Annotated in this window: 22 protein-coding genes; 18 read left to right on the top strand and 4 right to left on the bottom strand. The window is 66.3% G+C overall.

Annotation, left to right across the window (positions count from 1 at the left end; translation table 11 throughout):
- The first annotated feature begins 56 nt into the window (after positions 1-56).
- The 5 genes from QQW98_RS12810 to QQW98_RS12790 are packed head-to-tail and all read left to right on the top strand — an operon-like array spanning position 57 to position 4,833.
- On the top strand, positions 57-1,706 hold the full coding sequence (locus QQW98_RS12810) for an electron transfer flavoprotein-ubiquinone oxidoreductase (protein WP_290135319.1): 1,650 nt from the start codon (positions 57-59) through the stop codon (positions 1,704-1,706).
- A 24-nt stretch (positions 1,707-1,730) separates the two neighbouring features.
- Entirely contained in the window at positions 1,731-2,537 is an 807-nt protein-coding gene (locus QQW98_RS12805) for a 4-(cytidine 5'-diphospho)-2-C-methyl-D-erythritol kinase (protein ID WP_290135318.1), read from the top strand.
- Entirely contained in the window at positions 2,534-3,262 is a 729-nt protein-coding gene (locus QQW98_RS12800) for an N-formylglutamate amidohydrolase (RefSeq protein WP_290135317.1), read from the top strand. Before QQW98_RS12805 ends, QQW98_RS12800 begins: the two co-directional genes overlap by 4 nt.
- A complete protein-coding gene (locus QQW98_RS12795) occupies positions 3,259-3,621 on the top strand; it encodes a hypothetical protein (protein ID WP_290135316.1) in 363 nt (120 codons plus the stop codon). The genes QQW98_RS12800 and QQW98_RS12795 overlap by 4 nt, the downstream gene beginning before the upstream one ends.
- Before the next feature lie 9 nt (positions 3,622-3,630).
- Positions 3,631-4,833: a class I SAM-dependent RNA methyltransferase gene (locus QQW98_RS12790; protein ID WP_290135315.1), complete on the top strand. Its 1,203-nt coding sequence runs from the start codon at positions 3,631-3,633 to the stop codon at positions 4,831-4,833.
- Here the strand turns inward: QQW98_RS12790 and QQW98_RS12785 are convergent.
- From QQW98_RS12785 to QQW98_RS12770, 4 genes are read right to left on the bottom strand one after another with little or no spacing between them, the layout of a single operon-like run.
- Positions 4,789-5,568, bottom strand: coding sequence for a hydrolase 1, exosortase A system-associated (locus QQW98_RS12785; protein ID WP_290135314.1), 780 nt, complete (start codon positions 5,566-5,568; stop codon positions 4,789-4,791). The genes QQW98_RS12790 and QQW98_RS12785 overlap by 45 nt on opposite strands.
- Positions 5,565-6,224, bottom strand: a complete 660-nt coding sequence (locus QQW98_RS12780; RefSeq protein ID WP_290135313.1) for a hypothetical protein — start codon at positions 6,222-6,224, stop codon at positions 5,565-5,567. Before QQW98_RS12780 ends, QQW98_RS12785 begins: the two co-directional genes overlap by 4 nt.
- Before the next feature lie 9 nt (positions 6,225-6,233).
- Positions 6,234-6,554, bottom strand: coding sequence for a phosphopantetheine-binding protein (locus tag QQW98_RS12775; RefSeq protein ID WP_290135312.1), 321 nt, complete (start codon positions 6,552-6,554; stop codon positions 6,234-6,236).
- A gap of 33 nt (positions 6,555-6,587) precedes the next feature.
- Complete coding sequence (locus tag QQW98_RS12770; RefSeq protein ID WP_290135311.1) at positions 6,588-7,403, bottom strand: GNAT family N-acetyltransferase; 816 nt, start codon at positions 7,401-7,403, stop codon at positions 6,588-6,590.
- Positions 7,404-7,594: 191 nt separating this feature from the next.
- Here QQW98_RS12770 and QQW98_RS12765 point away from each other — a divergent pair, with 191 nt between their 5' ends.
- The 13 genes from QQW98_RS12765 to QQW98_RS12705 all read left to right on the top strand — a co-directional run bounded on the left by QQW98_RS12765 (position 7,595) and on the right by QQW98_RS12705 (position 24,390).
- Positions 7,595-9,121 carry an acyl-CoA ligase (AMP-forming), exosortase A system-associated gene (locus QQW98_RS12765; RefSeq protein WP_290135310.1) on the top strand — a complete coding sequence of 509 codons (1,527 nt, stop codon included), beginning with the start codon at positions 7,595-7,597 and terminating at the stop codon, positions 9,119-9,121.
- A complete protein-coding gene (locus QQW98_RS12760; protein ID WP_290135309.1) occupies positions 9,118-10,359 on the top strand; it encodes a pyridoxal-dependent decarboxylase, exosortase A system-associated in 1,242 nt (413 codons plus the stop codon). The genes QQW98_RS12765 and QQW98_RS12760 overlap by 4 nt, the downstream gene beginning before the upstream one ends.
- Positions 10,360-10,509: 150 nt before the next feature.
- A complete protein-coding gene (locus QQW98_RS12755; RefSeq protein ID WP_290135308.1) occupies positions 10,510-11,157 on the top strand; it encodes an XrtA/PEP-CTERM system exopolysaccharide export protein in 648 nt (215 codons plus the stop codon).
- A 15-nt stretch (positions 11,158-11,172) separates the two neighbouring features.
- The gene (locus QQW98_RS12750; protein WP_290135307.1) at positions 11,173-12,696 is read left to right on the top strand and encodes an XrtA system polysaccharide chain length determinant; all 1,524 of its coding nucleotides are present in this window, start codon (positions 11,173-11,175) and stop codon (positions 12,694-12,696) included.
- 14 nt (positions 12,697-12,710) lie between these two features.
- Positions 12,711-13,754: an AAA family ATPase gene (locus tag QQW98_RS12745; RefSeq protein WP_290135306.1), complete on the top strand. Its 1,044-nt coding sequence runs from the start codon at positions 12,711-12,713 to the stop codon at positions 13,752-13,754.
- Between the two features lie 4 nt (positions 13,755-13,758).
- The gene (locus QQW98_RS12740) at positions 13,759-15,420 is read left to right on the top strand and encodes a porin family protein (RefSeq protein WP_290135305.1); all 1,662 of its coding nucleotides are present in this window, start codon (positions 13,759-13,761) and stop codon (positions 15,418-15,420) included.
- Between the two features lie 18 nt (positions 15,421-15,438).
- The gene (locus QQW98_RS12735; protein WP_290135304.1) at positions 15,439-16,644 is read left to right on the top strand and encodes an XrtA/PEP-CTERM system-associated ATPase; all 1,206 of its coding nucleotides are present in this window, start codon (positions 15,439-15,441) and stop codon (positions 16,642-16,644) included.
- 13 nt (positions 16,645-16,657) lie between these two features.
- Positions 16,658-17,530: an XrtA system polysaccharide deacetylase gene (locus QQW98_RS12730; RefSeq protein ID WP_290135303.1), complete on the top strand. Its 873-nt coding sequence runs from the start codon at positions 16,658-16,660 to the stop codon at positions 17,528-17,530.
- Positions 17,527-18,585, top strand: coding sequence for a FemAB family XrtA/PEP-CTERM system-associated protein (locus QQW98_RS12725; protein ID WP_290135302.1), 1,059 nt, complete (start codon positions 17,527-17,529; stop codon positions 18,583-18,585). The genes QQW98_RS12730 and QQW98_RS12725 overlap by 4 nt, the downstream gene beginning before the upstream one ends.
- A gap of 9 nt (positions 18,586-18,594) precedes the next feature.
- A complete protein-coding gene (locus tag QQW98_RS12720; protein WP_290135301.1) occupies positions 18,595-19,830 on the top strand; it encodes a TIGR03087 family PEP-CTERM/XrtA system glycosyltransferase in 1,236 nt (411 codons plus the stop codon).
- Positions 19,820-21,379 carry an exosortase A gene (xrtA, locus tag QQW98_RS12715; protein ID WP_290135300.1) on the top strand — a complete coding sequence of 520 codons (1,560 nt, stop codon included), beginning with the start codon at positions 19,820-19,822 and terminating at the stop codon, positions 21,377-21,379. Before QQW98_RS12720 ends, xrtA begins: the two co-directional genes overlap by 11 nt.
- A 10-nt stretch (positions 21,380-21,389) precedes the next feature.
- Positions 21,390-23,294: an XrtA/PEP-CTERM system amidotransferase gene (locus QQW98_RS12710; protein WP_290135299.1), complete on the top strand. Its 1,905-nt coding sequence runs from the start codon at positions 21,390-21,392 to the stop codon at positions 23,292-23,294.
- Positions 23,295-23,400: 106 nt separating this feature from the next.
- Complete coding sequence (locus QQW98_RS12705) at positions 23,401-24,390, top strand: HlyD family efflux transporter periplasmic adaptor subunit (protein WP_290135298.1); 990 nt, start codon at positions 23,401-23,403, stop codon at positions 24,388-24,390.
- The last annotated feature ends 4 nt before the right edge of the window (positions 24,391-24,394 follow it).

Genomic DNA, 24,394 nt, shown 5'->3' with positions numbered 1-24,394 from the left:
TGCCGCGTCGCAGCAATCAAGTGCTGTGGGACCGCAAAGCGAACAGAAAGTGGACCATGACCGAACGTGAATCGATGCCCTGCGATGTGGTGATTGTCGGCGGCGGGGTCGCCGGACTGGCCGCGAGCATCCGTCTCAAGCAGCTGAACGAGGAACTCGAGGTCGTGGTCCTCGAAAAAGGCTCCGAAATCGGGGCGCATATCCTGTCGGGTGCGGTCGTCGATCCCAAGGCGCTGGACGAGCTCTTCCCGGAATGGCGCGACATGGATTGCCCGATGGCGGAGACGCCCGTCACGGACAACTGGCACTGGATCCTTGGCGCAAACAAGAAGATGGCGCTGCCGCACCTGATCATGCCGCCGTTCCTGTCCAACGAGGGCTGCTACACCGGCAGCCTTGGCAACCTGACCCGCTGGCTTGGCGAACAGGCAGAGGCGCTGGGCGTGATGGTCTTCCCCGGCTTCCCGGCGTCGGAAGTCATGTTCGACGAGAATGGCGCGGTGTCAGGCGTGATCACGCAGGACATGGGCGTCGCTGCCGATGGCTCCCACAAACCGGATTACCAGCCGGGCATGGAAATCCACGCGAAATACACGCTGTTCGCAGAGGGTGCGCGCGGCAACCTTACCAAGAAGATGAAGGAACGCTTCGACCTGGAGGCGAATTGCCAGCCGCAGGTCTACGGCCTCGGCATCAAGGAACTGTGGGACATCGATCCCGAGAAGCACGTTCCCGGCCGCGTGATCCACACGCAGGGCTGGCCCCTGTCTGAAAGCGATACCTGGGGCGGGGGCTTCCTCTATCACCAGGCGGGCGGCCAGGTCGCGCTCGGCTTCGTGACGGCGCTCGATTACAAGAACCCGTACGTCCGTCCGTACCAGGAATTCCAGCGCTGGAAGGAACATCCGGCAATCCGCGAATATCTCGAAGGCGGCACCCGCGTGGCTTATGGCGCGCGCGCCATCAACGAAGGCGGCTGGCAGAGCGTGCCGAAGCTGGCGTTCCCGGGCGGCGCGCTCGTCGGCTGCGCGGCGGGCTTCGTCAACGTGCCGCGCATCAAGGGCAGCCACACCGCGATGAAGAGCGGGATGCTGGCCGCCGAAAGCATTGCTGCGGCCATCTCCGCAGGTTCGGAGAAGACCGAGCTGATGGATTACGATGCGGCCGTGCGCGATAGCTGGATCGCAACCGAGCTCAAGAAAGTGCAGAACGCGCAGCCGCTGGTCGCCAAGTATGGCGGCGACGTGGGCACGGTGCTGGCCGGTGCGGACATGTGGATGCGCACGCTCAAGATCGGCCTGCCCCTCAGCATGAAGCATCACCGCGATTACGAGGAATTGCAGCGCGCGGACCTGCACACGCCGATCAACTATCCCAAGCCCGACGGGAAGCTGACCTTCGACCGGCTGACCAATGTCGCCTTCAGCTTCACCAATCATGCCGAGGACCAGCCAAACCACCTGAAGGTGAAGGACCTGCAACTGCAGCACGACAGCGAGCTTGCAGTCTATGCCGGCCCGTCGCAGCGCTATTGCCCTGCGGGTGTCTACGAATGGCTGGAGGATGAGGACACGGGCGCGATGAAGTTCCAGATCAACAGCCAGAACTGCGTCCACTGCAAGACCTGCGACATCAAGGACCCGAACCAGAACATCGAATGGACCACGCCCGAAGGCGGCGGCGGGCCCAACTATCCGAACATGTGAACTCTCCCCGACGGGGAGGACGCAATGCGCGAAACCGCTTACGCCAAGATCAATCTCGCGCTGTATGTGCGGCGGAGGCGGGAGGATGGGTATCACGAGCTCGAGACTCTGTTCGCCTTCGTCGACGCGGGTGACGAGCTGACGGTGCAACGTGCCGCGGCTGACCGTGTCACCACGCTCGGCCCCCTCGCCGGCGGTATCGACGATCCTTTCGACAATCTCGTCGCCAAGGCGCTATCCGTCCTGCCGCATGACGGCGGGCTCGACGTAACGCTTGAGAAGAACCTGCCCGTTGCAGCCGGCCTGGGCGGCGGGTCGGCCGACGCGGGGGCGGTCTTCCGCATTATCCGCGAGATGAATGGCCTGCCGGACGACTGGCGGGAGCGCGCCACGCGGCTAGGTGCCGATGTGCCGGCATGCGTCGACAGCATTACGTGCGCCGGGCGCGGCATAGGGGAAGAGCTTTCGCCGGTCGAGAACGACCTCGCCGGCACGCCGGTACTCCTGCTCAACGATGGCACCAGGATGCCCACCGGCCCAGTCTTCGCCGCATGGGACGGGCTTGATCGCGGACCCATGCCCGCAGGAACAGCCGCCGACATCGCCCGCGCCGGCCGCAACGACCTGGAGGCACCGGCCCTGTCGATCGCGCCGCAAATCGGGAAAGTGCTGGAACTGCTCCGCGATGGGCCTACCTCTCTCGTCAGGATGTCGGGATCGGGCGCGACCTGTTATGCGCTCTACGAAGACGAAGCCGCCTGCGCCGAACACGCGGCGAAGATTGCCGGCGACCGGCCCGACTGGTGGCAGATGAGAGGATGTTTGCGATGATCGACGGCCAGCCTTACCGCCAGGTGGGTGATGTGGCGCCCGCCCGGATCGTGCTGGTGGCGGACCACGCCTCCAACTTCGTGCCCGACGAGGTCGAACTGGGCATCGACCCCAGCCTGCTCGACAACCACATCGCCGCGGACATCGGGGTGGAAGGTGTCGCCGACCGGCTGGCCCGGCGTCACGGCATTCCGGCGCACATCGCCTGCGTCAGCCGGCTCGTATGCGACCTCCACCGCGAGCCGGACAATCCGGCCGCCGTGCCGACGACCAGCGACGGGCACCTGATCCCCGGCAATATCGGCGCGGATTTCGACCGCCGCATTCGCACCTATCATGCGCCCTATCACGATGCGCTGGCCAAGTGGCTGGACGCGACCAATCCGGCGCTGATCATTTCGCTGCACAGCTTCACGCCGAAGCTGGAAAGCGCAGGCGAGCAGCGCGAAGTGGAAATCGGGCTGCTCTACAATCAGGACGATCGCGCCGCGCGTCATGCCATCCGCCTGTTCAGCGAGCAGAACCTGAACGTGGGCGATAACGAACCTTATTCCGGCAAGGAACTGAACGCGACGATGAACCGCCATGCCGAGGCGCATGGCAGGCCCTATTGCACGATCGAAATCCGTAACGACCTGATCTCGACAGAAGCGGGGCAGGCCCGCTTCGCCGCGATGATCGCCGATATCGCCGGGCGCGTCTTGCTGGCGCTGGAGACGGAATGACGCGCCGCGCCTTCGTGCTGGCGGTACCGGCGCTCGCCGCGTGCAGCGCCGGCGACCCGCCGCCCGATCCCGCTTCGCTGGTCGATTGCGCGGTCGGCGGGGCGGAAGACTTTGCGCACGATTGCTCCGTCGAACGCGCGCGCGTGGACGGGGAGGACATACTCGTAGTCAGGCATCCCGGCGGCGGACTGCGCCGCTTCGTGGCGAAAGCGGACCGCACGGGGCTCGCCGCGGCGGATGGCGCATTCGAGGCGGCGAACTCGGTATCCGGCGACATGCTCGAAGTGCGGGTGCAGGACGACCGCTATCGCTTCCCCGCCGCGCTGGATCAAATCGGCGCGGCTCTTGCAGAGCGCTGACCCCAAACCATGTCCGAAGCTGAAAAAATCATCCGCATTGCGGCGCGCGGCGACGGCGTCACCACCGGCGGCAACCATGTGGCCGGCGGGGTCACCGGCGACACACTGCTGCCCGACGGGTCGCTGGAGCGTGGCCCGCACCACGTCGATCCGCCGTGCCGCCACTTTGAACGCTGCGGCGGTTGCCAGTTGCAGCATATGGACGAGGACATCCTCGCCGAATTCGTACGCTCCCGCGTTGCCAACGCCGCCGAAGGCCAGGGCTTGCCGACCGGCATCGTGACGTCAGCCCACCTTTCGCCGCCGAAGTCACGCCGCCGGGCGACCTTGCATGCGATCAACGGGGGCGGGCGGCCGGTCATCGGCTTTCGCGAAGCCCGCTCGCACCAGGTGGTGGACCTGAAGGAATGCCATGTGCTGGCGCCGGAACTGTTCGCGCTGGTCGAGCCGCTGCGGCAGCTGCTGTCGCACTGGCCGGGCAAATATGCCTGCGACATCGACCTTGCTTGCGCCGAGCAAGGCGTTGCCTGCGATATCCGCAAGCTGACATTCGAGGGACTCGATCAAACCCAGGCGTTGCTCGACTTTGCCCAAGGCGAAGGGCTTGCGCGCCTCACCATCGACCAGGGTTACGGCACCGAGGCCATCTGGGAGCCGGAGCCGGTCTCGGTCGACCTCGGCGGTATCTCGGTGGGTTTTCCTGCGGGAGCCTTCCTGCAAGCCACGGCGGACGGCGAGGCGGCGTTGGTGGGCGCTGCGAGGGAGTGGCTGGCCGATTGCGCGCGAATTGCCGACCTGTTTTCGGGGCTCGGCACCTTTGCCTTCGCCTTGAGAGACGATGCGAAGATCGACGCTTACGAAGCCTCGCGCGATAGCAGTCTCGCCTGCCTTCTGGCGTCACGACGTCGGCAGGCGGGTGTCGAGGCGTACCACCGCGACCTGTTCCGCAATCCGCTGCGCGCGGGCGAGCTGGCGCCTTTCGACGGCGTCGTGCTCGACCCGCCTCGCGCCGGAGCGAAGGAGCAGGTGGGGCAACTTGCCGCCTCGGCAGTGCCGCGCGTCGTCTACGTCAGCTGCAATCCGCAAAGCTGGGCCAAGGACGCGAAAGTGCTGGTCGAAGGGGGGTATGAATTGCGGGAAATTCGCCCTGTCGGGCAGTTCCGCTGGTCAACCCATGTCGAGCTTGTCAGTTTCTTCGAGCGTAGAGATTAGCTGCATTTCCAGCCACTTGAGTGCGTCGCCTGAGAAACCGTGGTCGGCATTTTCGTGGATTTGCAGCAGGGGATCGGACCTATCCCAGCTTTCCATGAACGCACGCCCGGTGCGATCGCGCCTGGCAATCAAGATGCGGGTCGGCCCGGAAAGTCCTGCGATACCGGCGGCCAGCGAGTTGGCGGGTTGGGACGCGGCGGCCTGACTGAGCCCGCGCAGGAGCTTCGCCAGCGAAAATTCGCCGCGCAGCAAGCGCAGCCACTGGCGCGGATCCTTCAGTCGCGAGGCGTAGCGTTCGCGGACCTCGGCCGGCGCCATGTCGGTGGATATGGACTCCTCGAAAACCCAAGGATTGGCAAGGACTTGCGCATCGAAGGTGACATTCCGGTGGAGCACGATTGCGCTCGCCCCGTCGCAATTGCCGAATGCCACCACGCGCTGCATCGCGGGGACTTCGCGGCGGAATGTGGCCAATGCGGCCGCAATATCCTCGCCGCTATTGCGGTATGAGCGGTTGGCCCCTTCGCTGTCGCCGATACCGCGCCGGTCGAAACGGAACACGGGGTAACCCGCGGCAGCTATGCGGGCTGCGAGCCTTGCTTGGCCGCCGAAAGCACCCGCCCGGGTCTCATTGCCGCCGCTGATGATGAGCAAGCCGATCTTGCCGGTCGCCTCGTCGAGTGAGCCGGCGCAGCCTTCGCCAAGCACTTCGAATGCGACGTGCCGCCGGGTCACTGGCCGACTTCCGCCACTATCAGCGCCGCCATCGCACTGACCTGGTTTGCATCGTGCTCCGGCTCGGCCCGCAGCCAAAGGCCCGCGCCCGGCAATTCCGCCTGCGCGATGGGGCGCCTGCGCGATGGTGGCACGGTATCTGCGTCCGCCAGTGCCGCGATCATCTGCGGCCCGAATGCGTATCCGGCCAGCTCCAGTCCTTCGGTCCGCGCGCGCTCGAGCAGCGCGGCGCTCGTCTCCTCGCGGCCCGCCTCCCGAGCGGCAAGTGTCCGCCCACGGAGCATTGACTTGAGCTGTTTTGCAGGGGGCAGGGGGGCGTAATCCCAACCCGGCAGGTCCGGTGCAAGGGCCGCACCCGCACGGATGGCAAAGACATGCGTGGCTTGAAAGTGCTGTGCCGCGGCGGCCATGTCATCCGCCCAGCCGGCAAGCGTTTGCTGCGACAAACCGGCGACGCTTTCGTTCTGGCCGGGAAGGTCAGGCAGGAACGTGTCGAGGCCCGCCGCATCGAGCGCCCTCATCAGCTCGGCCGTGAAATGCCGCAGCTTGTTGCTTTCATCGAACAGGGCGGGGCTGACGAGGATCCGGTAATCGCGCCCTGAATCGAAGCACAGGGCAAATTCGTCACCCGTCCGGCAAGGCCAGGTGCTCAGCACGGTAGGGTCTTAGCCCGCGGTCCGCTTGCCGTGGGCAAAATCGAGCAACCCGCCATAGGTTTCCAGCATTTCCCCGTCGACATCGTCGTCGTCGATGGTGATGTCGAGCCGGTCTTCCATCTCGGTGAGGAGGCCGGCAACGGCCATGGAATCGAGTTCGGGAAGATGTCCGAAAAGGCCCGTGTCCTCTTCGAACTCCGCGACCTGCTCGTCGGAAAGGCCGAGGACATCGGCGCAGATCGTCCTGAGGAGGACATCCGTCTGCCCTCGCGTCGGCACGCCAGGCGTGGTTTCCTCTGCCACAGCGCCGGTCTGTTCCTGCTGGTCCATTGTGGCTGTCGCCCCCGATTGCTTGCGCGCGCTCTAGCCACGTGCTCGCCGGGAGGCAAGATAGGCGCGCGGATTGCGGAACAGCCTGCGGGCGAGGCGCGGCCAGGCGCGCGGTTGGCGCGGATCGAAGGCGAGCAGGCGATATCGCGTGCGCACCTGCTCCATCCAGTCGCGCTTGTAGGAATCGTCGCCAGTGCCGAAATCGACGAGCGTGACGCCATCATCGTCGATCACGTGACGGAACAGCGCCGCGCTCAGCACCGTCCCGGCCGACAGCGGTTGGACCGCATCGGTGTGGGCGAGCTTGTGGATGTAGGCAGTGCCGTTTTCCACCGTCCAGAATTGCGCCGCGACCGGCTCGCCTTCGTGATAGGCGAGACCGAGGCGCAGCCGCCCAGCTTCGCCTTCCTGCGAAGCAAATTCCCGTAACATGGCGGGCATACCCTCTTCGGGCTTCCAGCTGGCGGCATAGACCCACTCGTAAGCTTGCCATGCATCCTCTTGAAATTCGGTAAAAACTTCGCAAGTGACCTTCTTGGACTTGCGCTTGATCGTGGTGCGCAGGCGCCCCGGCCGATCGGCAAGGTAGGCCGTATAATCGCGGCCACGAAGGTCCAGCACGTGGTTCACATCGCACGCCTCGAGCGCGGCAACCCAGCCTGCGGAGCGGAATGCTGCGAGAAGCGCGCTCGCCGTGCCGTCCTCATCTGCCAGCGGACCGAGCGATAGGTGTGCGGCAGACCGGCGCAGGCCTCGCGCCAGATCGGCAAAGCCTTTCCGCTCCCCGAACGGATGCCAGGTGAAGCTGTACCAATTCGCAGACGCTCGGATTCCGCCCTCATCCTCCACAATAACGAATGCAGAACAATCATTTGCGGCTACTGTTTGTGAAGCGCTATCATGCCTCGCAAGCAGTCCGAACCACTCGGGACGTGCAAATGGTCCCTTCGCCGTTTGGGCGAAGGCTTGCAGTTTGGTAACCACGTCGTGATAGCTGCCGCCGTCCACCGCGTTCCTTGCCCCCTGTCGACCCGAGGCCCATGCCCCAGCCGCCCGATCCCGATCCGCGCCCGCTCGATCATCTTGCCGAAAGAGGCAGGGCGGACGCGCCTGCGCTCGTGCTCAAGGATCGCACGCTTACCCATGGTGACTTAAGAACCCGTGTTGCGCAATTGGCGGGCTGGCTCGCCGAACGAATTCCCGAAAAGGGCGCACGCGTGACGAGCTGGGCCGCCAAGGGCGAGCTTACGTGCCTGCTGCCGCTGGCCGCGCCGCGGGCAGGCCTTGTGCACGTGCCGATCAACCCGCTGCTCAAGCGGGCGCAGGCGGCGCATATCCTGGCCGACTGCGGCACGGCGCTGCTGATCGCCAACGAAGCGCGACTGGCGTCACTCGAAAGCGGCGACATCCCCGCCAATTGCGATACGCTTTCGGAATCAAGCCTGTGGGATGACGTTGCGCAGTCGGACGCAGCGCTGCCCCCCTCCGATGCCGATCCGGACTCCCTGGCGGCAATCCTTTACACCAGCGGCAGCACCGGCCGGCCCAAGGGCGTCATGCTGAGCCATGCGAACCTTTGGCTGGGTGCCGTCAGCGTGTCCCATTACCTCAAGCTGTCCAGCGACGACGTCACTCTGGCAGTCCTGCCGCTGAGCTTCGATTACGGCCAGAACCAGCTGCTTTCCACGTGGTATGCGGGCGGCTGCGTGACGCCGCTCGATTATCTCTTCCCTCGCGACGTGGTGAAAGCCTGCGCCCGACATGGCGTCACGACGCTCGCTGCGGTGCCGCCGCTGTGGGTCCAGCTGTCGGAGCTCGACTGGCCGGGCGACGCCACGGCTTCGATGCGGCGGCTCACGAACAGCGGCGGCGCATTGACGCCCGATCTCGTCCGGGCGTTGCGGGCCGATTTCGCCGATGCCGACATCTACGCGATGTACGGCCTGACCGAGGCATTCCGGTCGACCTATCTCGATCCCGGACTGATCGACGCCAATCCGACGTCGATGGGCAAAGCCATCCCCTTTGCCGAAATACTCGTCGTCGCCGATGACGGCACGGTGGCAGGGGCTGGCGATGAAGGCGAGCTGGTCCATTGCGGACCCCTGGTGGCGCAAGGCTATTGGCAGGATGCCGAACGCACGGCGGAACGGTTCAAGCCGGCACCGGTAGCATCGCGCTATGGCGGCACGGCGGTATGGTCCGGCGACCGCGTGAAGCGGGATGCGAACGGTTTGCTTTATTTCGTCGGCCGCCGCGACGCCGTGATCAAGAGCTCCGGCAACCGCATCAGCCCGCAGGAGATCGAGGAAGCGGCGCTTGCCTCCGGCCTCGTGGCCGAAGCCTGTGCGCTCGGCGTTCCGGACGCCAAGCTGGGCCATGCGATCCATCTCGTCGTCCGTGCCGCCGACGGGACGGCGATGGAGGACCCGGCCCTGGCGAAGCAGCTTGTGCGGCAACTGCCGAATTTCATGCAGCCGCAGGTCATCCACTGGCGCCAGGCGATGCCGCTCAACCCGAACGGAAAAATCGACCGCACCGCCCTGATGCAGGAGATCGCCGCATGAAGCCGACAGGGCCCATCCCGGCGGGGTTCACCGCGACAGGCGGCCAGCTCGTCATCGGCGCGAAGACCGCGGACGAGTGGATCGCCGAGGCGGGCGGAACGCCGCTGTTCGTCTATAGCGAGGCGCGGATGCAGGCGCAGATGGCGGCCTTGCGCGATGCCATGCCGCGCCGCCTGTCGATCCATTACGCGATCAAGGCCAACCCGTTTCGCGGGGTCATCGACGCGATGGCGCCGCTGGTGGACGGGTTCGACATCGCGAGCGGGGGCGAGCTGGCGATGCTGATGGAGGCCGGGATCGACCCCGCCACCGTCAGCTTCGCCGGGCCCGGCAAGAGGGACGAGGAATTGCGCGCCGCAATCGCTGCGGGCGTGACACTGAATTGCGAGAGCGAGGGCGAAGTCGAACGCGCGCTCGCCATCGGCCAGGCGACCGGACACACGCCGCGCCTGGCGATCCGGGTCAATCCCGATTTCGAGCTCAAAGGCTCCGGCATGAAAATGGGCGGCGGGGCGAAGCCTTTTGGTGTCGATGCCGAGCGCGTGCCCGCGCTTGCGCGCCGGATTGCCGAGAGCGGGGCGGAATGGCGCGGACTGCACATCTACACCGGCAGCCAGGCCCTCGATCACGAGGCGCTGATCGAAACGCTCGGCAATATCCTCGACCTCGCCTTTCGCCTCTGCCGCGAGGCCGGGGTAGGGCTGCCGCATCTCAACATGGGGGGCGGGTTCGGTATCCCCTATTTCCACGGCGACGAACCGCTCGACATCGCGCCCATCGGTGCGTTCCTTGGGGAGCGCTTCGCCGACCTGCCGGAAGAGTTCGCCGCAACCCAATACGCGATCGAACTCGGTCGTTACCTCGTCGGGGAAGCGGGTGTGTACCTGACGCGCATCGTCGAGCGGAAGGAAAGCCACGGGCACACGTTCCTTGTCACCGACGGCGGCCTGCATCACCAGCTCGCCGCATCGGGCAATTTCGGCACGGTCATCCGCCGCAATTACCCGGTCGCAATCGCCAATCGGTTCGATGCACCGGTAGAGGAAGTCGCGAGCATCGTGGGGTGCCTGTGCACCCCGCTCGACCGTCTCGCCGATGCAGTCGAAGTTCCGCAAGCCGGGGTGGGCGACGTGGTGGCGGTGTTCTGCGCCGGGGCCTATGGCGCCACGGCCAGCCCGGCGCAGTTCCTCGGGCAGGGGCCGGCGCGCGAGATCATGGCCCCGGCAACCGGCTCCTAACGCCCGTTAACCTTTGAAGGGCTGCAGTCCCGCCTTGGGACGCGGCCGATTAACGCCGTTTGGCTAACGGTATGTTCACCCTTTTCCGCCATCGCGCATCGTGGATCCGCAGGCTCTGTCGCCTGCAGCTTTGTGAAGGATGGAGGACGTATGTCCGCGAAACGTATCAATTCCCTGCTCGCCGGTACCGCCATGGCCGTGCTCGGCCTGACCGGTTGCGCGGGCGCGGCTTCCGGCCCCGAACTGCCGTCCGTCCAGCACGTGCCGCTGCAGGAAGGGCCGAGCGAGGAATATATCATCGGCCCGCTCGACGAGCTGACCATCCATGTCTGGCGCAATCCGGAACTCAGCGCCGAAAGTGTGCAGGTCCGCCCAGACGGGCGCATCACGACGCCGCTGGTCACCGACATGCCGGCGGTCGGCAAAACGCCCGCCATGCTGCAGGAGGACATCCGCCTGCAACTCAGCCAGTATATTTCCGAGCCGATCGTGTCGGTCATCGTGACGAATTTCGCCGGCACGTTCAGCCAGCAGGTCCGCATCGTCGGTGCGACCGCGCAGCCGGCCTCGATCCCCTACCGTGCGAACATGACCGTGCTCGACGCGATGATCGCCGTCGGCGGCCTCAGCGAATACGCCAGCGGCAACCGCGCGAAGCTGATCCGTTTCGACCGCGAGAGCGGCCAGCAGCGCGAATACCGCCTGCGCCTCGCCGACCTGCTCAAGGACGGCGACAGCTCCGCCAACGTGATGCTGCGTCCGGGCGACGTTGTCATCATCCCGGAAAGCAATTTCTAAGGCGGCACCGACCCCATGAACCAGATCCTCGAAGAACTGCGCATCGCGCTCTATTCGGTCTGGAACCGGCGTTGGCTGGCGCTCGGCGTGGCGTGGGGCGTGTGCCTGCTGGGATGGGCGGCCATCGCCTTCATTCCCAACAGCTACGAAAGCCGCAGCCGTATCCTCGTGCAGCTGGACGATGCGTTGGCGCAGCAGATCGGGATCGGCGCGGGCAATCGCGAGAAGGATATCCAGCGCGTTCGCCAGACGCTGACGAGCGCCATCAACCTCGAGAAAGTCGTGCGCTCCACGCGCATCGGTGAAGACGTGACCTCGCCCCGGCAGATGGAAATCGCGGTAGAGGACCTGGCCGAGAACATCCAGGTCAGCAGCGAGCAGGAAAGCTTGTTCACGATTACCGCCAGCAGCGGCCGGAGCGACCTGTCCGATGGCGAGAACGCTGTGCTGGCGCAGGATATCGTCCAGAAGATGATCGACATCTTCCGCGAGGAGAACCTCGCCGGCGGACGCGGTGAAATGCGCGAATCCATCACGTTTCTCGACCAGCAGCTGGCCGAGCGGCAGGCCGAACTGGAAGAGGCCGAGCAGCGCCGCCTGGCGTTCGAGGCCGAGAACCCCGAACTGATCGGCGGCGCGGCCGCCATCGGTGCACAGCTAGCGAACACGCGCAGCGAATTGCGCGCCGTTGAAAGCGACCTTGCCGCTGCACAGAGTGCCCTGGCCGCTATCGAGGGCCAGCTCGGCAACACGCCGCGCACCATCGCCGGTGCCACACCACAGGGCGCCGCGAGCGCTGCACTAGCACAGGCACGCTCGCAGCTCGCTGGGCTGAAAGGCCGCGGCCTGACCGACAGCCACCCCGACGTGATCGCGATGAACCGCCAGATCGAGGCGCTGCGCCCGCAAGCCGCGGCCGAAGGCGGCGGCGGCACCTCGTCGATGAACCCGGCGTACAGCTCCCTGCTTTCGATCAAGGCGGAACGGCAGGCGAATGTCACTGCGCTGCAATCGCGCAAGGCCGCGCTCAGCACGGAAATCGCGCAGACGATGGCGAGCCAGGCGCAGGAGCCGGGCGTGGCCGCCGAAGCAACCCGCATCAGCCGCGATTACGAGGTGCTGCGCGAACAATACGACAAGCTGCTGCAGGACCGCGAAGAACTGAAGCTGCGCGGCTCGGTGGAAACCGAGCGCAGCGCGATCAAGTTCGAAGTCATCGATCCGCCCACTAGCCCGCGCGTGCCGGCCGCGCCGAACCGCCCGCTGCTGCTGGCAGCCGTGCTGGTTCTCGGCCTTGGTGCGGGGGCGGGTGTCGCCTTCCTCGCCGGCCAGATCGGCTCCGGCTTCCAGACGGCGGCAGGGCTCGAAAAGGCACTGGAGCTGCCGGTGATCGGTACCGTTTCGACCAGCCCGACACCGGCGAGCAAGATCCTCTCCCACAAGCGCCTGAAACAGTTCGCGATAGCGGGCGGCGGCCTTGCGGCGGTGTTCGTGATCCTGATCGGGGTCGAATTCGTGCAGCGCGGCATGGTGGCCTGAGGGGGAACGGGACAATGACCGAACACAGCAAGATTCCCGTGCCCGATAGCGGCGAAGGCGAGGGCGAAGCGAAGAAGAACTCGCTGCTCGAGCGGGTGACCGACACGTTCGGCGTCGGCGGCCTCAATGCCCGCCCGGTGCCGCGCGACCTCGCGCCGCCGCCTGCCAAGCGGGTGCGCAAGAAAGCCGAGAAAACCAAGGTCGTGGTCGAGAAGATCCTGCCGGTTCCGGCCCCGACACCCGCGTCGGCAGCCCCGGTCGCTCAACCCGAGCCGGTGGCCGCCGCGGAACCCGTCCCGGCTCCCGAACCCGAACTGCCGCGTGTCGACTTCACCTCGCCGCGCCAGACGATCGATCGCGACCGCCTGGAAGAGCAGGGCCTGATCATTCCCGAAAGCGGATCGAGCCGGCTGCTCGAGGAATTCCGCATCCTGAAGCGGCAGGTGATGCAATCCGCCAAGGCCGGCGGCAATGGTTTCGGCCAGCGTGTGCTCGTCTGTTCGCCGCTTCCGGGCGAGGGCAAGACCTTCACCGCGTGCAACCTGGCGCTGGCGATGGCGGTCGAGAAAGACAGCGAAGTCGTGCTCGTCGATGCCGATTTCGCCAAGCCTTCCGTCCTGTCCACGCTCGGCCTGTCGGGCGGCAAGGGCCTGATGGATGCGCTGGCGGACGACCGGATCGATGTCGCCGACTGCGTCATTCGCACAGACATGCCGGGGCTGAGCGTCCTGCCTGCCGGTACGCAAACCGAACACGACAGCGAATATCTCGCCAGCGAGCGGACCAATGAGGTTCTCGCGCGGCTGACGCAGGGCGCACCCAACCGCCTCGTCATTTTCGACAGCCCGCCTGCGCTTGCCGCTTCTCCCGCGGCAGAGCTGGCCGGGCATGTGCTGCAGGCGCTGCTGATCGCCCGTGCCGACCGCACCTCGCGCAGCTCGCTGGAGGATGCGGTGTCGCTGCTGGCCGACTGCCACGACATCAAGCTCGTTCTCAATGCCACCAGTTTCAGCCCGAGCGGTCGCCGCTTCGGGACCTACTACGGTTACGGAGGGTAACCCCATGCGTTTCACCACCACCGCTCTCCTGGCGATTGCCGCAGCCCTGGTCCCGTCCGCGCAGGCCATGGCGCAGGAGCGCGAGGAAAGTCGCGAATATCGCGGGGAAAGCGAAGCTTCGACCCAGCGGATCGAGGTCGATCCCTATATCGAAGTGAACCAGATCCTCTTCGCCGAACTCGATCCGGGCAACGACGTGGTGACTTACACCAGCGTCGCCGCGGGCATCGACACCTATATCGACGGGCGCAACACCGATGCGTCGGTCTCGCTGCGCTACGAACGGCGCATCGGCTATGACGACAACGGCGTGGACGGCGACACGATCAGCGGCATCGCCCGTGCATCGACCGCCATCGTCCCGCGCAACGTTTTCGTTGAGGCCGGCGCGCTGGCGACTCGCACGTCCATCGAAGGCAACGGTGCCCTGTCCGACAGCTTCGGCGTGCTGGACGATCGCTCGACGCAGATATATTCCGCCTATGCCGGGCCAAGCCTGCAAGGCCGCGTCGGCGATTTCCAGACCGAGGCGTCCTATCGCTTCGGCTACACCAAGGTCGAACAGCAGGACGTGGTCACCGCCAACCCTGCCATCGAGCCGATCGACGTGTTCGACGAAAGCACGGTGCATGCAGCGCAGGCGCGCATTGCCAGCCGTCCGGGTGAGGCCCTGCCGGTCGGCGTAGGCGTGGGCTCCAGCTTCGTGCAGGAAGATATTTCCAACCTCGACCAGCGCGTGCGCGACTTCCGCGTGCGCGGCGATGTGACGGTGCCGGTCAGCTCGACTGTCGCCGTGGTCGGCGGCATCGGCTACGAGGACGTCGAGATTTCCAGCCGCGACGCCGTACGCGATCCGGAAACCGATGCACCGCTGCTCGGCCCCGACGGGCGCTTCGTCACCGACGACGGCGCGCCGCGCACCATTGCGTACGAGGCCGATGGCCTGATCTGGGATGTCGGCGTGATGTGGCGCCCTTCGCGCCGCACCGCTGCGCAGGCCTATGTCGGGCGCCGTTACGGCTCCACCAGCTACTGGGGCAGCCTGTCCTACCAGCCCAATACGCGGACCAGCCTCAATGTCGGCGTCTACGACCAGGTGCAGGGCTTCGGCAACCAGCTGACCAGCACGCTGGCCGACCTGCCGACCAATTTCCGCGCCAATCGCGATCCGCTGACGGGCGACATCTTCGGCTGCGTCGGCGGCACGGAAGGGGCGACCTGCCTCAGCCCGGCGCTGGCTTCGGTCCGCTCCGGCACGTTCCGTTCGCGCGGGGTGGGGGCGACCTATGCCCGCAACCTCAGCCGTTCGTCGTGGGGCCTCGGCCTCGGTTACGACAACCGCGAATATATCGGGGCTGAAGGCACCGTGCTGGCGGTTGCCGATGGCGTCGTGGACGAAAACTACTGGGCATCAGCCTTCTACAACACGCAGATCGATCGCCGCTCCAGCTTCAACCTGAACGGCTATGCCAACCTGTTCCAGAGTGGCTTTGCCGACGATAGCGAGCTGGTGAACATCGGAAGCACCGCGTCCTATTACCGTACGCTGGCAGCGGGCCTCTCGGCCTCGGCAGCGGTGGGGATCGACGGCGTGCTGCGCGACGACGAATTGCTCGAAGACCTGTGGACCGCGCGCGCCGCGCTCGGCCTGCGCTACACTTTCTGATACCGGGGACGACAGACAATGTTCGATGAATTCTATGGTCTGACCGGCCGGCCTTTCCAGCTGACGCCGGATGCAGCGTTCTATTTCCAGAGCGGCACGCATCGCAAGGCGTTGAGCTACCTCGGCTACGGGCTGGCACAGGGCGAGGGCTTCATCGTCATCACCGGGGCGATCGGTTCGGGCAAGTCGACGCTGGTCGCGCACCTGACCAGCACCATCGACCCGAGCCAGCTGACTATCGCGCAGATCGTGACGAGCAAGCTGGACGAGGAAGAGGTCGTCCATGTCGTCGCCCAGGCATTCGGCATCGAGGTGGAAGGCCACGACAAGGCGACCGCGCTTGGCATGATCGAGAGCCTGCTGCACGAGGAAGCGCGCGCCGGTCGCCGCTGCCTGCTCATCATCGACGAATCGCAGAACCTGTCGATCGAGGCGCTGGAAGAGCTGCGGATGTTCTCCAATTTCCAACTCGGCAATCACCCGCTCCTGCAGACGCTGCTGCTGGGCCAGCCGGAATTCCGCCATACGCTGCAACAGCATCCCGCTCTGGAACAGCTGCGCCAGCGCGTGATTGCCACCCATCACCTTGAGGCGATGGAGCCGAGCGAGGTGAAGCCTTATATCGAGCATCGCCTGAAATGCGTGGGTTGGGACGGCGAGTGGCCGCGCTTCGACGAGGCGGTCTTCGCCAAGCTGTACGAAGCCACTGACGGTGTGCCGCGCAAGATCAACCAGGTCGCAACCCGGCTCCTGCTGCTCGGCGCGGTGGAGCAGAAGACGTATCTCGACACCGACATGCTGCAGGACGTGCTTGACGAAATCGCCGCCGACAACGGCGTTGCGCCCGCACCGCGTCCCGTGGCTCAGCCGATTGCTGCCGAACCGCCAAGCGCCGACGACTTCGCGGAGGAGCCCGAAGAGACGGCCGATTTCTCAGCGCCGGAACCCGAAGCTGCCGAGATTGCCGAACCGGAGCCCGTTCCCACGGTCGACCTCGAAGCGGTCCATGCGCTGCTTGCCGAGCGCGATGCGCAGATCGCCGAATTGCAGCAGGCCATCGTCGAATTGTCCGAAGCCCGCGATACAGAGGGCAATGACGACACCGATTTTGCCGAGCGCCTGTCGCGGATCGAGGACCAGCTTTCCGACCAGGAGCGGATCATCCGCCATACGCTGACGATGTTGATCGACTGGATCGAAAACGACCGCTCGATCGCGGCCTGAGGGAGCAGGCGGCATGGATTCCGCACGCATCGTCAATGGCCTGTCGGTCGATGTCGAGGACTGGTTCCAGGTCGGCGCGTTCGAGAACGTGATCGAGCGCGGCGACTGGGACAACCTCGACGACCGTGTGGACCGCAATGTCCGGCTGATCCTCGACATGTTCGATGCCGCCGAGGTGAAGGCGACCTTCTTCACGCTGGGCTGGGTGGCCGAGCGGCACAAGCCGCTGATCGGTGAAATCGTGGCGCGCGGCCACGAATTGGCCAGCCATGGCTGGGACCACGGCCGCGTCTTCAAGCTGGGCCGCGAGGCGTTTCGAGCTGACATCGACCGCGCGCGCAAGGTGCTGGAGGATGCCGGCGGGGTCCGCATCACCGGCTATCGCGCGCCGAGTTTCTCGATCGATCACCGCACGCCGTGGGCCTATGCGGAACTGGCCGAGCAGGGCTATGCCTATTCCAGCAGCGTCGCGCCGGTCACGCATGATCATTATGGCTGGGCGGACGCCCCGCGCTTCGCCTTCAAGCCGCTGCCGTGGAGCGACCTTGTCGAAATTCCGGTGACGACCGCCATGTTCGGCGGGAAGCGCTTGGCAGCGGGCGGCGGCGGGTTCTTCCGCGTGCTGCCCTACGCCTTCTCGCGCTGGGCAATCCGGCAGGTGAATCGCACCGACGCGCGTCCCGCCGTGTTCTATTTCCACCCGTGGGAAATCGACCCGGGCCAGCCGCGCGTGGCCGGGGCGCCGCTCAAGTCGCGCCTGCGCCACTATTCGAAGCTCGACCAGATGGCGGACAAGCTGCGCCAGCTGGTGGACGAGTTCGCGTGGGGCCGGATGGACATGATCGCCCACCGCGAAGCGCAATCGGCGGAGAGCTTGGCCGCGTGAATGCACCTTTCGCCCACATCCGCATCCAGGTGCGCGCCGCCCGACTTGCCGAGCCGGACGAATGCGCGCGGCTGGAGGCGTTCGTGGCGGAGCAGGGCGGCAGCGTGTTCCACCGTCCGCAGTGGCTCGCTGCCGTGGAGCAGGGCACAGGGCAGGTCGCCCATGGCATCCTCGCGGAGCGGGCTGGCGAACTCACCGGCTTCCTCCCCCTGACCGAAGTGCATTCGCCGGTCTTCGGCCGCGCGCTCGTGTCGAGCGGGTTTGCTGTCGAAGGAGGTATTCTCGCTCTCGACGAAGCAAGCCACGCCGGACTTGCACGGGCGGCAGAGGAACTGGCCATCCGCCTGTCGTGCGAGGAAGTCGAGCTGCGCGGCGGCGAAGCGCCTGCCGGGTGGCGCGTCCAGGACCAGGCGCATTGCGGCTTTGTGCGCGATCTTGCTGCCGACGACGATGCCGAACTCCTCGGAATTCCGCGCAAGGCCCGCGCCGAGGTGCGCAAGGGGCTGAAGAACGACCTGAAAGTTTCGGTCGGCGTCTCCGAGCGAGACCGGTCGGATCATTACCGCGTGTATGCGGAAAGCGTCCGCAATCTGGGAACGCCGGTGTTTCCGCGCAGCCTGTTCGATGCGGTACTCGATACGCTCGACGCCGACATCCTGACCTTGCGGCATGATGGCGCGCCGGTGGCGAGCGTCCTGTCGCTCTACCACGATGGTGCCGTCCTCCCTTATTGGGGCGGCGGAACGGCGGGGGCGCGGCCTTTGCGCGCCAACGACCGCATGTATTTCGAATTGATGCGGCACGCCCGCCGCCGCGGAATGACGCGTTTCGATTTCGGGCGCAGCAAGACCGGCAGCGGGCCGTGGCATTACAAGAAGAACTGGGGGTTCGAGCCGCAGCCGCTCGCTTATGCGAAGTGGACCGCGCCGGGCTGCAAGCCGCGCGACGTCGACCCCACCAGCGACGGCAATTCGGCAAAGATCGCCGCGTGGCAGCGCCTGCCGCTGTCCGTCGCAAACCGCATCGGCCCCTTCATCGCCCGCAGCCTCGGGTGAGGCGGGCCAATGAGCGAAATCCTCTTCCTCGCGCACCGCGTGCCGTTCCCGCCCGATCGCGGGGACAAGATACGTTCGCACCACATCCTGAAGGCGCTGGCTGCCATCGCGCCGGTGCATGTCGGCACGCTTGGTGAAAGCGATGACGACATGGCGCAGGAGGGCGAACTGGCGGCGATCGCCGATAGCTTCCACCTCGCGCGCCGGACCACGCCGCTTGCCGTCGCAGGCCTGAAAGCGCTGGCGAGCCGCGAGCCGGTCAGCCTCACTGCATTTCGCAGCGGAAGCCTGCACGACTGGGTCGAAAAGACCCTGCGAGACCGACCGATCGGCGCAATCTACGTCTTTTCCGGGCAGATGGGGCAGTACGTCCCGGCCGACTGGACCGGGCGGCTCGTCGTCGACCTGGTCGATGTCGATTCGGCCAAATTTGCCGCCTACGCCGACTATGGCAACGGCCCCCGCGCATGGATCGACGCCCGCGAAGCCCGCCTGCTTCACGGCGAGGAAGTCCGCCTGTGCGAGGCGGCCGATCATGCGCTGCTGGTGAGCGAAGCGGAAGCAGAGCTGATGCGCAGCCGATTGCCCGGTGGCAGCGCGGCCGACGTGCAGGCGCTCGGCAATGGTATCGATGCAGAGTTCTTTTCCCAGGGCAGCGCGACGCCCCAGCGGGACATTGCGGCCACGAAAGGCCCGCATTTCGTCTTCAGCGGACAGATGGATTACGCGCCGAATGTGGCCGCAGTGGAGCGGATGGCGCGGCGCATCATGCCCGCTATTCGCAGGGTTCATGCAGATGCCGCATTCCATATCGTCGGCCGCGCGCCCTCGCCGGAAGTGCAGCGACTGGACGGGTTGAACGGAACCCGCGTGTGGGGCGCCGTGCCCGACATGCGCCCTTTCCTTGCGGCAGCCGATATCGTCGTGGCCCCGCTTACTATCGCACGCGGAGTGCAAAACAAGGTGCTTGAGGCGATGGCGATGGCCCGGCCCGTCCTCGTCACGCCGGAGGCCGCGGCCGGGATCGAAGCGCAAGCGGGCGTCCATCTCGAGATTGCAGACAGTGACGAGGATTTCGCAGCATCCGCATTGGCGCTGCTGGTAGACGGCGAGCGCCGCAACGCGCTTGGCGCTGCGGGCCGGGACTATGTGCTCGACCATCGCAGCTGGCCCGCCATGCTCGAGAAGCTGCCCGCGTTGATGGGCTTCCCGGTCCATCGGGAGCCGGCGCGCGATGTCGGCTGAGCTGAGCCAGGCCCCGCTGCGCAACCGCGCATGGAACTTGGCGGGCCGGGTACCTGCCGCGTGGCAGCGGCCGCTCGTGGCGTTGGCCGGATGCTGGCTGGTGGTGTTTGCCCTGTTCTTCCCGGACTGGGCGCGCATGGCCGATCAGTGGTGGAACAGTTCGACCTACAACCACATCGTCTTCATTCCCCCGATCCTCGCCTGGCTGGTCGCCACGCGCAGGGACGAGTTGGCCAAGCTCGTCTCGCAGGGATGGTGGCCAGGCCTCTTCGTCGTCTTCGGCGCGGCTTTCCTGTGGCTGTGCGGCGCGCTCGCAGGCATCGACCTGTTCCGGCAAGCCGGGGTGGTGGCAATGCTGCAGGGCAGCGTGCTCGCCATCCTCGGGCCCCGCGTTGCCTGGGGCCTGCTGTTCCCGCTCGCCTACATGGTCTTCCTCGTGCCGTTCGGCGACGAGCTGGTCCCGCCGTTGCAGATGGTGACCGCAGCGATCACCATCCAGCTGACCGAATGGAGCGGCATTCCCGCCGTTATCGATGGCGTGTTCATCGACACGCCAGTGGGACTGTTCGAAGTGGCGGAGGCGTGTTCGGGGGTGAAATTCCTCGTCGCCATGGCCGCGCTCGGCACGCTGGTGGCGCATGTCGGGTTCCGCAGCTGGCCGCGCCGGATCACCTTCATGGCCTTCGCCCTCATCCTCCCGATCCTGGCCAACGGCATCAGGGCATGGGGCACGATCTACATCGCGCAGTCGCAGGGCGTCGAGTTTGCCGCCGGCTTCGACCATATTTTCTATGGCTGGATCTTCTTTGCGCTCGTCCTTGCGCTGGTTCTCGCGCTCGCGTGGCGCTTCTTCGACCGGGCTGCGGACGAGCCCGCGATCGACGCGGCAGCGATCGAGGCCAAGCCTGTGCTCACGCGCATCTCGTCCCCGTCCATGCGGCCATCGCTGGCGGCGGTCCTGACGGCGGCTATGCTCGCGCTCGCCGCGGCATGGTCGCTAGCGAGCGGGAATGCGCGCGCTACCGTGCCTTCGTTGATCGACTTGCCGGAAGTTGCGGGCTGGTCGCGGACCGATTATGCGCCGCGCTTCGCGTGGGAGCCGCAAGCCCCCGGCGCGGACCACCGCCTGCTAGGCAGCTACACCGACGCAGACGGCCGCCGGGTCGATGTGTTTGTCGCGCTTTATTCCTCGCAGGGGCCGGAGCGGGAGGCTGCAACTTTCGGCACCGGCGCGCTGGTGCCGGGCTCCGACTGGCGCTGGTTGGGCGATGCTTCCGGCGGCGCAGACCATTCGGCGCAATGGCTACTGATCGCGGGGGACCACAAGCGCTATGCCGAGACCAGTTACCTGCAAGGAGATAGCGTCACCGGCAGCGGGGCGCGGCTGCGGCTGCACACGCTGCTCGACAAGCTCGCCATGCAGCGAGAACGCACCGCGACGCTAATCCTTTCGGCGGAGGGCGACGACGCGAAAGCCACCGTGGTCGACTTCGCCGCAAGCATTTCCCCGCGCGGGGAATGGCTCGACGGCATCACCACGCCGCGCTAGGCGACGCGCCATGTGCGGGATTGCGGGCATCATCCATCCGGAAAACCCCCGTCCGATCGATCCGGCGCGGGTGGAGCGCATGTGCGATGCCATCGCACATCGCGGCCCCGATGGCGCGGGCGTGTGGACCGATCATGGCATCGCGCTCGGCCATCGCCGCCTCTCGATCATCGACCTGGAAGGCTCGCCGCAGCCGATGTTGTCCGCCGACGGGCGCGCGGTCATTGTCTTTAATGGCGAAATCTACAATTTCCGTGCCTTGCGCCGCGAGCTGGAAAAGGACGGCACCCGTTTCCTCACCGATGGCGACACCGAAGTCATCCTCGCCGCCTGGCAGAAGTGGGGCGAGGTCTGCCTCTCCCGCCTCGACGGCATGTTTGCCTTCGCGCTTTACGATCTTGAGAAGAAGCAGCTGCTGCTGGCGCGCGACCGTTTCGGGGTGAAGCCGCTTTTCATGGCACGGCTCAGCGACGGCGGGATCGCATTCGCTTCCGAACTGAAAGCCATCCTCGCCCACCCGTTGATGCGGCGCAGCGTCGATATGCTGGCGGTCGAGGATTACATAACCTGGGGCTATGTGCCTGATCACCGGTCTTTCCTCTCCGGCGTGGAGAAGCTGCCGGCGGGTCATTACCGCCTGTTCGACATGGGCAAGCCCGCGCCGCAACCGCGCCAGTGGTGGGACATCACTTTCGCCGAACGGCGCAAGGGCAAATCCGCCGATCTCGAGGCGGAATTGCTGCACTTGATGCGCGAAGCGGTGCAATCGCGCATGGTGTCCGACGTTCCGCTGGGCGCATTCCTTTCGGGCGGAGTCGACAGCTCCAGCGTCGTCGCGCTGATGGCGGAAGGGAGCGTGCAGCCGGTCACCACCTGCTCCATCGGCTTCGATGTCGAGGCGGTGGACGAAAGCTCTTACGCAGAGCGTATCGCTGCGCTGTTCGGCACCGACCACAAGTCACGCCGCGTCGATCCCAACGATTTCGGCGCGCTGGATGCGATTGCGGCAATGTTCGACGAGCCGTTCGCAGACGCCTCCGCGCTGCCGACCTGGCGGGTGTGCCAGCTGGCGCGCGAGCATGTGACTGTCGCCCTATCCGGCGACGGCGCGGACGAGGCGCTGGCAGGCTATCGGCGCCAAGTCTTCCAGCATCACGAGGATCGCCTGCGCAACCGCATCCCGGCGGGCATTCGCTCGGCAATCCTCGGTCCGCTCGCTAGCATTTATCCCAAGGCCGATTGGGCGCCGCGGCCCTTGCGCGCCAAGGCGACCTTGTCCGCCCTGTCGGTGAGCGGGGCCGAAGCCTATGCCGCTGCCGTCTCGATTACCGGGCCGGACCAGCGCGCCGCGCTGTATTCCGAAGCCTTCCTCAAGGCCCGGGGCGACTATCGCGCGGAGCAGCCGTTCGTCGAGACGATGGAGACCGCACCGGCGCGCAGCGGGCTGGACCGCGCGCAATATGCGGACCTCAAGTTCTGGCTGCCGGGCGATATCCTGACCAAGGTCGATCGCACCAGCATGGCGACCAGCCTGGAAGCGCGCGAACCGCTGCTCGACCACCGGCTCGTGGAGTTTGCCGCCGCCTTGCCGGAAGGGCAGCGGGTCAATGGCCGCGAGGGCAAGGCAATCGTGAAGCGCACGATGGAACGCTATCTGCCGCGCGACATCCTCTACCGCCCCAAGCAGGGCTTCGTGATGCCGATCGCCGAATGGTTTCGCGGACCGCTGGCATCGTCGGCCCGGCAGGTGGCCCGCAGCAAGACGCTGGCAGCGCTCGATTGGTTCGATCCCAAGGCGCTTTCCGATCTTGCGGACCGCCACATTTCCGGTCGGTCCGACCACGGGCGGATACTCTGGCAGTTGGTGATGCTCGAACGCAGCCTCTCCGCCTTGGGGATAAGTGACCGTAAATAGGGTTGCTTCGCGCCCCTGAGTGCGCGCACAATCGCCTCCGGAGAGGTTGCACATCCTGCGACGACAAGGGGGGAGGCTTGCGGTGGCAGGCAAGGCGAGGGGCGCATTGCGCAAAATCCTGATCGTGGCCGCGCTCGGCGCCGCGATCTTCTTCGCCGGTCGCGCCTTCGGATGGTGGGGTGCTGCCGAGGCCGAGAGCGAGCTCAAGATTTACGGCAATGTTGAAATCAACGAAGTCGAACTCGCCTTTCGCACGGGCGGCAGGATCGAGCGGCTGCTGGTGGACGAAGGCGACGTGGTTTCCGAAGGCGACTTGCTGGCACAGCTCGACCGGGGTCCGCTGGAAGCCCAGCTCGCCGGGGTGGATGCGCGGCTCGCGGCGGCGGACGCTGCGGTGCAGCGGGACCGCTCCGGCGCCCGCCCGCAGGAAATCGCCGGCAGCCGCGCACGTCTGGCAGATGCGCGCGCACAGCTGGAGGAAGCCCGGCGGCAGTACGACCGGCGCGCGGCGCTGATCGACCGCGGGTTCATCTCGAAGGCGGAGGTCGATACCGCCCGCGCCGCGGTGCAGGCGGCCGAGGCCCGGTTCGCGGACGCCGAAGCGGCCGTGTCGCTGGTGCAGGCGGGCGAGCGACCCGAAGACCGCGCGATGAGCCGCGCGGACCGGCAGGCCATCGAAGCCGAGCGCGCATTGGCGCAATCCGACCTGTCCGACACCCGCCTGCTCGCTCCCTCGCGCGGCCAGGTCATCACCCGCATGCGCGAGGCCGGCAGTATCGTGCAGGCGGGGCAGCCGGTCGTGTCGCTCGCCCTGACCGAACCCGTCCGGGTCCGCGCCTATATCGCGCAAGGCGACCTCGCCAAGATCACACCGGGAATGACCGCGCGCGTCCAAGTCGATGGCATCGAACAGCCGTTTTCCGCGACCATCGGCTCGATTGCCACGACGGCGGAATTCACGCCCAAGTCGGTCGAGACAGAGGCCATGCGCGCCGACCTGGTCTACCGCGTCCGCCTGACGGTGAAGGACCCGCAAGGCCGCCTGCGCCAGGGACAGCCGGTGACCGTGACCTTTCCCGACGCGCGCGGGGAGTAAAGCG

This window comes from Alteriqipengyuania flavescens (assembly GCF_030406725.1).
In the GTDB taxonomy this organism is placed as follows: Bacteria; Pseudomonadota; Alphaproteobacteria; order Sphingomonadales; family Sphingomonadaceae; genus Alteriqipengyuania_B; species Alteriqipengyuania_B flavescens.
The sequence above is the reverse complement of the archived record's forward strand: the minus strand, read 5'-3'. Positions and strand labels throughout refer to the sequence as shown.